An 8,058-nucleotide genomic window follows, 5' to 3' on the forward strand; every position below is an offset into this window, starting at 1 on the left:
GAGGGTCGCCTCTCGATCGAGGTGGCAGAAGGCGTTGATCTCGCCGTTGACCCGCTCGATCGCCTCCAGCGCGTGCTCAGCGGCGTCGACCGGTGAGAGCGAGCCGCTCCGGAAGCGCTCGGAGAGCTCCAGGGCCGTCAGGGAAGAAGTCATCCGTGTACCTTCCGTCAGATTGTCGACAATCCTACAGTCGGCCGCCTCGTCGTCAACACTCCGGTCACCCCGAATCCGCGGGCGCTGATCCGGACATCACGACCCCGGGCGGGTTCGCCTCCTAATCTGGGAGCCATGACCCCAGCTGAGGACAGCACCCCCGACGGCACGTCCGCCCACCGCCCGTCCACCGGAACCCCTCCCGCCGTCGACCTCCCCCCCGAGCTCGCCGAGGCCCTGAGCAGAGCTGCGGAGACGCCCACCCTCGTGATCGCGTGCGACTACGACGGCACCCTGGCGCCGTTCGTCGACGACCCGACTCTCGCCGTCCCGGCGCCCGGCGCCATCGACGCCCTCGAACGCCTCGCCGGGCTTCCGCGGACCACCGTCGCCCTGCTGTCCGGCCGCAACCGCGCCGCACTGGCCCAGGTGAGCGGCGCCGTCGCTCCGGTGGTCCTGGTGGGCAGCCACGGGTCGGAGTGGGAGGGCGGGTTCGACACGCCCCTGGACGACGACGAGCTCGCGCGGCTCGCCCGTGTGGGTTCCGAGCTCGAGGAGATCGTCTCGCGCACCCCCGGGGCGCACGTCGAACCCAAGCCCACGGCCGCCGTCCTGCACGTCCGCCCGGTCGAGGACCCGGCCCTGCGTCAGAAGGCGATGGCCGAGGCCATGGCCGGACCCGCCGCCCTCGACGGCGTCTTCGTGACCGAGGGCAAGAACGTCGTGGAGATCGCGGTCCGCGAGGCCAGCAAGGGCGCGGCGATCGAGAAGCTGGTCGAGCAGACCGGGGCGGAGATCGCGATCTTCATCGGCGACGACGTGACCGACGAGCGCGGTTTCGCGCGCCTCCGGGACGGGGATGTCGGCATCAAGGTCGGAGACGGCCAGACGCTCGCGGCCTACCGCGTGGCCGACATCCCGGCGGTGGTCGGGCTGCTCTCCCAGCTCGCCGAACTGCGGGCCTGACGCCCGGATTGCACCCGGGAGCGGTCGTCGCCGTACACTTAACGACAACGGTTCCCATTACTACGAGAGCGGTACTCGTGATGTCGTCATCCCCCTTCCCCCGCCGTCCCCGCCTGACGAGGGCGGCCGCCCTCACCATGGCCGCACTCGTCGGAGGGGCCGTCCTCACCGCCTGCGGGTCCGAGGACGGCACGGACGACGGGACCGCCGCCGGCGGCCTGAACCTCGTGGCCTCCACCACCGTCTACGCCGACATCGCCGAGCAGGTCGCCGGCGACAACGCGACCGTCGAGTCCGTGATCTCCGACCCGGCCGCCGACCCGCACTCCTACGAGGCGAGCCCGGCCGACGCCGCGGCGGTCGCCGACGCGGATCTCGTGGTCTACAACGGAGCCGGTTACGACGCCTTCGTGGACCGGGCCCTGGAGAACGCCGCGGACGTCCCGGTGGTGCGGGCGGTCGACGAGTACGAACGCGTCACCGGCGAGTCGATCGCCGAGCACTCCCACGGTGACGACCACGGTGCGGACGAGCACGGGCACGACGACGATCACGGTGCCGAGGACGGTCACGACGGACACGGATCGGACGACGATCACGACGGCCACGACCACGCGTCCGACACCAACGAGCACGTCTGGTTCAGTCTGCCCACCGCGGCCGCCGTGGCCGAGCGGGTGGCCGAGGAGCTGGCGGCGATCGACGAGGAGAACGCCGAGGAGTACCGCGAGAACGCCGACCGGTTCGCCGACTCCCTCGCCCCCCTCGAGGCCGAGCTCGACGCGATCCACGACCGCGGGCACTTCCCCTACGCCCAGACCGAGCGGGTCGGCGCCCACCTGTTCGACGCCGCCCACATGGTCGACCTGACGCCGCGCGGATTCCTGGCCTCGATCGAGGACGACACCGACCCGTCCGCGGCCGACCTCTCCGCCATGCTCGACCTGATGGGCGAGCGGGAGGTCGCGTTCCTCGCGTTCAACACCCAGACCGAGACCACCGTGACCGCCCGCGTCCGTGACGCCGCCGAGTCGGCGGACGTCGCCGTCGTCGACCTCACCGAGACCCTCCCCGAGGGCATGGACTACACCACGTGGATGACGGGGATCGTCAACTCGCTGTCCTCGGCCCTCGACGGTGCGACCCCGGTCGCCGATGGTGGACACTGACCAGGTGACATCTCACTTCCGCGGCGAACCCGGCCCCGGGACGGTCGTCTCCCTGGAGTCGGTGACGGTCTCGCGCGGCGGGCGCACCCTCATCCGCGATCTCGACCTCGAGGTGGCCGCCGGGGAGTTCGTCGCCGTGCTCGGCCCCAACGGAGCCGGCAAGACGACCCTGCTCAAGGTGCTCCTCGGCGAGCTGGCACCCGATTCCGGCACCGTGCTGGTGGACGGCCGCGCCCCCGGCGACCGCGGAACCCACCTGGGGTACGTGCCCCAGCAGAAGGCGTTCGACCCCGGGATCACCCTGCGCGGACGCGACCTGGTCGGACTCGGGATCGACGGGACCCGCTGGGGTCCGGGGTGGCCGTCCCGGCGCGGCGAGAAGCGTCGGGTGGTCGACGCCGCGCTGGACCGCCTAGGGGCCGGGCAGCTGGCGGACAAGCCGCTCGGTCGCATGTCCGGAGGCGAGCAGCAACGCGTCCGGGTAGCCCAGGCCATCGCGTGCGACCCGTGCGTCATGCTCTGCGACGAGCCGCTGCTGAGCCTGGACCTCACCGGCCAGCGCACCGTCGCCTCGGTACTCGACCACCGCCGTCGTCACCACGGCACCGCGGTCCTCTTCGTCACCCACGAGATCAACCCGGTCCTGCCGATGGTCGACCGGATCGTCTACCTCGTGGACGGGCGCCACCGCATCGGCACCCCGGAGGAGGTGTTCACCACCGAGGTCATGTCCGACCTCTACTCCTCGCCCGTCGAGGTGTTGCGGGTCCGCGGCCAGATCATCGTGGTGGGCGACACCCAGCACCTGTGCGCCGAACCCTGGTCCACCGGCCACCACCATCACGACGACACCCACCCCGGAGCGCACTGATGGACCGCCTGCTCGAGATCGCCGGGACGATCGCCGACACCGAGGTGACCGCGCACCTGCTCCGCCAGGACTTCGTGCTCTACGGACTGGTCGCGATCGCGCTGCTCGGCCTGCTGGCCGGGGCGATCGGACCGTTCATCGTGATGCGGCAGATGTCGTTCTCCGTGCACGGCGCCAGCGAACTCGCCCTCACCGGCGCCGCCGCCGCACTGCTGTTCGGCCTCAACCTGGGCCTGGGTGCGATCCTCGGATCCGTGGTGGCCGCGCTGATCTTCGGACTCATGGGCGCCCGCGCCTCCCAGCGCGACAGTTCGATCGGCGTGGTCATGGCGTTCGGCCTCGGCATGGCCGTGCTGTTCATCCACCTCTACCCCGGCCGGTCGGGGACCAGCTTCTCCCTGTTGACCGGGCAGATCGTGGGCGTGTCGGAGCACGGCGTGGTCCAGATGGCGGTGGTCGCGGCGATCATCTGCGTCACGTTGATCGCGCTCTACCGTCCGCTGGTCTTCTCCTCCGCGGACCCCGAGGTCGCCGAGGCGCGGGGGGTTCCCGTGCGCGCGATCAACCTGGTCTTCGCGGTACTGGTGGGCCTCGCGGCCGCCCAGGCCGTCCAGGTGGTGGGGGCGCTGCTCGTGCTCTCGCTGCTCATCACCCCTGCCGCCGCCGCGGCCGCCGTCACCTCGAGCCCCGGGCGTGCGATCGCCCTGACCATCCTGTTCGCCCAGATCGCCGCGGTCGGTGGGATGCTGCTCTCGCTCGCGCCCGGGGTGCCCGTCTCGGTGTTCGTCACCACCATCTCCTTCGTCATCTACCTGGCGTGCCGGGCGGTCGCGGCACTCCGGAGCTGAGCACCGACCGGCCCGCGTGACTACCGTCGGACGGGTGCCCATCGACCCCGACCCCCCTGCCGAGCGACCCGCCGGACCCCCGGCCGAGCCCCCGGCCGAGCGCAGCGCTGAGCTCGACGCGATCCGCGCCGCGTTCCCGACCCTCGCCTGGGACTCGGCGTCGTGGATCGACGAGGGCTGGGACCACGTGGTGGTGCTGTGCCGCGGGTGCCGCGGGGCCGACTCCCTCGGGCACCGGGAGCTGGTGTTCCGGTTCCCGACGGACGAGCAGGCGCTCGCCCAGCTCCCGCAGGAGATCGCCGTCCTCGACCACCTGTCCCCCGGTGTCGACGCCGCGATCCCCCGGTACACACACGTTCCGTCGGGCGGCGGCTTCGCCGGGTATCCGCTGGTGGGTGGGGACAGGCTGACCCCCGAGCTACTCCGCGGTCTGCCCACGACGGACAGGACGTCGGTGGCCGGGCAGCTCGGTGCCCTGCTGGCGGCGCTGCACGCGGCCGACACCTCCACCCCGCCGCTGGACCGGGTCCCGGACTCGTACCAACCCGAGAACCTGGACTTCGTGCGGGGGATCGTGGCCCACGACCTCCCTGCGGTGTTCACCGAGGACGAGATGCGGACCGCGCGGGAGATCTGTGACGAGGTCGCCGCGCTCCAGTCCACCCTGCTGCCCAGGGTCTTCCTGCACAACGACGTCTACGTCCGTCACCTGTACTGGGATCGGCGGACGTCCCCGGGCCGGCTGGGGCTCATCGACTTCACCGACATGTGTCTCGGCGACCCGGCGGTCGACTTCGCCGAGCTGTACGAGTACGGCCCGGGCTTCGTCGACGAGGTGCTCGCGCGCTACGTCGGTCGGATCGACTCGACCTTCCTCGACCGGGCGTGGACCTACCAACGGTTCGCCGGGCTCTACATGGTCGTCGGGCACCTGTACTACGGCGAGGAGACGTGGGAGTACGCACGGGCGACGTTCGATCGTTGTCGATCGCCCCGCCGCCCGCCGGGCTGAACGGGAACCGAGGGGCCCGTCAGCCCTTCACGCGACGCTGGCGGGCGAACTCGGACAGCACCACGCCGGCGGCGACCGAGGCGTTGAGGCTCTCCACCCCTCCGGAGATCGGGATCGAGAGGATCGAGTCGCAGTTCTCGCGCACCAGCCGTGAGAGACCCTTACCCTCGGAGCCCACCACGACGACCGTGGGGCCGGTGCCGTCGTAGGTGTCCAGGGTGGTGTCGCCGTCGGCGTCCAGACCCACGAGCTGCACCCCGGCCTTGGCCCAGTCCAGAAGCGTGCGGTTGAGGTTGGTCGCGCGCGCGACCGGCAGCCGGGCGGCGGCACCGGCCGAGGCGCGCCACGCGACGGCCGTGATGGACGCACTGCGCCGCTCCGGGATGAGGACGCCGTGTCCGCCGAACGCGGCGACCGAACGGATGACCGCGCCGAGGTTGCGGGTGTCGGTGATGTTGTCCAGAGCCACGAGCAGCGCGGGTTCGGATGCTCCCATCGCGATGTCGAGCAGATCCTTGGGATCGGTGTACTGGTACGGCGGCACCTGGAGCCCGATCCCCTGGTGCATCCCGTTCGACACCATGCGGTCGAGGTCCGTGCGCGGCACCTCGAGAATCGAGATGCCCTTGTTGGCGGCCAGGTGGACGGCCTCGGTCAGTCGCTCGTCGGCGTCCGAGCCGACCGCGACGTACAGCGCGGTCGCGGGCACGCCGGCCCGGAGGCACTCCACCACCGGGTTGCGGCCCACCACGTACTCCGGACCATCGGCCTGCTTCTCGGCGTACCGGCGCCGCTGCTGCGTGGTCTCCGCCTTCCGCGAGGCGGCCTTGGCCTTGCGGTGCGCGGAGTGATACGTGCGGTCCTCGGCCTTGGGCGTGGCGCCGCGGGCCTCGAGGCCCCGCCGCCGTTGACCGCCGGATCCGACGACCTGGCCCTTCTTGGTGCCGGATTTGCGGATCGCTCCGCGTCGGGCCGAATTGCCAGCCATGTCAGTCCTTCCGGTTGGCGAGCGACCATCTCTGGCCGTCCGCGGTATCTGCCACCTCGACGCCGGCCGAGACCAGACGGTCCCGGATCGCGTCGGCGGTGGCGAAGTCCTTGTTCGAACGCGCGATGTCGCGCGCCTCGAGTTCTGCGCGCACGAGCGAGTCGAGCGCTGTCGTCGCGGCGTCGTCCGCGCCGCCCTCGGCCATCCAGTGGGGGTCGAGGGGATCGACGCCCACGACCGCCGTCATCGCCCGCACGGCCGACGCGGCCGTCAGCGCCGCGTCGAGGTCGCCGGACGCCAGGGCGGTGTTCCCCTCGCGCACCCGACCGTGGATCTCCGCCAGTGCGGCGGGGACCCCGAGATCGTCGTTCATCGCCGCGGCGAACCCGTCCGTCCAGTCACCCACGGGCACCTCGACGCCGGCCTCGGTCACGCGCCGCACGAACGCCTCGATCCTCCGGTACCCGGCGGCCGCCTCCTGCAGTGCCTCCGGCGAGTACTCGAGCATCGAGCGGTAGTGCGCGCTGCCGAGGTAGTAGCGCAGCTCGACGGGTCGCACCGCGCTGAGGATGTTGGGCACGCTGAGCACGTTGCCCAGCGACTTGCTCATCTTCTCCCCCGCCATGGTGACCCACCCGTTGTGCAGCCAGTACCGGGCGAAGCCGTCTCCGGCCGCGTGGGACTGTGCCGCCTCGTTCTCGTGGTGCGGGAACTGCAGGTCCAGACCACCGCCGTGGATGTCGAAGGTCCCACCGAGGTACCAGGTCGCCATGGCCGAGCACTCGAGATGCCAGCCCGGACGGCCCTCCCCCCACGGGGTGGGCCAGCTGGGCTCCCCCGGCTTGGCCGCCTTCCACAGCGCGAAGTCCCGCGGGTCCCGCTTGCCGCGCAGGTCCGCCGCCTCACCCTGGTCGACCTCGTCGAGGCGGTGTCCCGAGAGGTGGCCGTAATCGCCCTCCGGTGCGGCCGACCAGGCGGCCACGTCGAAGTAGACGCTGCCCTCGGCCGGATAGGCGAAGCCGCGCTCGATGAGCCGCTCCATGTAGTCGATCATCTGCGTCACGTGCCCGGTCGCCCGCGGCTCGGTGGACGGCGGCAGGACCCCGAGGGCGTCATACGCCCTGGTGAACTCGCGTTCGTGCGTGGCGACCCACTCCCACCACGGCCGGCCGTTCTCGGCGGCCTTGGTGAGGATCTTGTCGTCGATATCGGTGACGTTGCGGACGAACGCCACGTCGTAGCCCGTGGCCAGCAGCCAGCGGCGCAGGACGTCGAAGGCGACCCCGGACCGGACGTGGCCGATGTGCGGCACGGACTGGGGGGTGGCTCCACAGAGGTAGACGGACGCGTGCCCCTCCCGGACTGGGGTGAACTCCCGGAGGGAGCGGGTGGCGGTGTCGTACAGATGGAGCGTCACGGGTAGCGAGTCTACCGGTGACGCACCCTCCCGCCCGCTTCGTCAGCTCCGGAACACCAGGGCCGTCGCCACGGCGGAGACCCCCTCACCGCGACCGGTGAAGCCCATGCCGTCGGTCGTGGTGGCCGAGACGGAGACCGGGGCGCCGATGATCGCCGAGAGGGTCTGTTCCGCCTCGACCCGCCGCGGGCCCATCTTGGGGCGGTTGCCCACCATCTGCACGGCGGCGTTCCCGATCGCCCACCCGTGCCCGGCGAGTTCCGCCACCGCCTCGCGCAGGAGCCGCTCACCCGAGACGTCGTCGTACTCGGGGCGACCGGTGCCGACCAGGGTGCCGAGGTCACCGAGACCGGCCGCGGACAGGAGCGCGTCGACCAGGGCGTGGGCCACCACGTCGCCGTCGGAGTGCCCCTCGCACCCGTGGTCGTCCGGGAAGTGCAGGCAGGCCATCATGCATCGCTTGCCGGGCTGCACCTGATGGGCGTCGGTGCCGATGCCGACGCGCGGGATCACGGGTCCGGTCACGGGTGCTCCTCCGGGTTCTCGCGTGCACCGGGCTCCTGCGGTGCGCCGACTTCGTGCAGGGCACGGACTTCCGACAGGGCACGGACTTCGTGCAGGGCTCGGACGTGGT

The 8,058-nt window shown here is 71.6% G+C and carries 8 protein-coding genes; 5 read left to right on the forward strand and 3 right to left on the reverse strand.

What is annotated here, in order from left to right:
• Window positions 1–288: 288 nt before the first annotated feature.
• The 5 genes from otsB (at window position 289) to G6022_RS09365 (ending at window position 5,019) form a co-directional block, all read left to right on the forward strand.
• Window positions 289–1,119, forward strand: coding sequence for a trehalose-phosphatase (gene otsB, locus G6022_RS09345; protein WP_241731136.1), 831 nt, complete (start codon window positions 289–291; stop codon window positions 1,117–1,119).
• 80 nt (window positions 1,120–1,199) lie between these two features.
• Entirely contained in the window at window positions 1,200–2,288 is a 1,089-nt protein-coding gene (locus G6022_RS09350) for a zinc ABC transporter substrate-binding protein (RefSeq protein ID WP_182638868.1), read from the forward strand.
• Window positions 2,275–3,159, forward strand: a complete 885-nt coding sequence (locus G6022_RS09355) for a metal ABC transporter ATP-binding protein (protein ID WP_179524509.1) — start codon at window positions 2,275–2,277, stop codon at window positions 3,157–3,159. The genes G6022_RS09350 and G6022_RS09355 overlap by 14 nt, the downstream gene beginning before the upstream one ends.
• Window positions 3,159–4,007 (forward strand): metal ABC transporter permease, encoded by an 849-nt coding sequence (locus tag G6022_RS09360; protein ID WP_179524508.1) that lies wholly within the window; start codon window positions 3,159–3,161, stop codon window positions 4,005–4,007. The genes G6022_RS09355 and G6022_RS09360 overlap by 1 nt, the downstream gene beginning before the upstream one ends.
• 34 nt (window positions 4,008–4,041) lie before the next feature.
• A complete protein-coding gene (locus tag G6022_RS09365) occupies window positions 4,042–5,019 on the forward strand; it encodes an aminoglycoside phosphotransferase family protein (protein ID WP_259843795.1) in 978 nt (325 codons plus the stop codon).
• Window positions 5,020–5,038: 19 nt separating this feature from the next.
• Here the strand turns inward: G6022_RS09365 and rlmB are convergent, their stop codons facing one another.
• From rlmB to ispF, 3 genes are read right to left on the reverse strand one after another with little or no spacing between them, the layout of a single operon-like run.
• Window positions 5,039–6,007: a 23S rRNA (guanosine(2251)-2'-O)-methyltransferase RlmB gene (gene rlmB, locus G6022_RS09370; protein WP_179524507.1), complete on the reverse strand. Its 969-nt coding sequence runs from the start codon at window positions 6,005–6,007 to the stop codon at window positions 5,039–5,041.
• Window position 6,008: 1 nt separating this feature from the next.
• Window positions 6,009–7,424: a cysteine--tRNA ligase gene (gene cysS, locus G6022_RS09375; RefSeq protein WP_182609936.1), complete on the reverse strand. Its 1,416-nt coding sequence runs from the start codon at window positions 7,422–7,424 to the stop codon at window positions 6,009–6,011.
• 42 nt (window positions 7,425–7,466) lie between these two features.
• Window positions 7,467–7,949 (reverse strand): 2-C-methyl-D-erythritol 2,4-cyclodiphosphate synthase, encoded by a 483-nt coding sequence (gene ispF / locus G6022_RS09380; RefSeq protein ID WP_179524505.1) that lies wholly within the window; start codon window positions 7,947–7,949, stop codon window positions 7,467–7,469.
• Window positions 7,950–8,058: the final 109 nt, after the last annotated feature.

Origin of the sequence: Dietzia sp. Cai40, from assembly GCF_014145165.1 — a bacterium.
Lineage (GTDB): Bacteria > Actinomycetota > Actinomycetes > Mycobacteriales > Mycobacteriaceae > Dietzia > Dietzia natronolimnaea.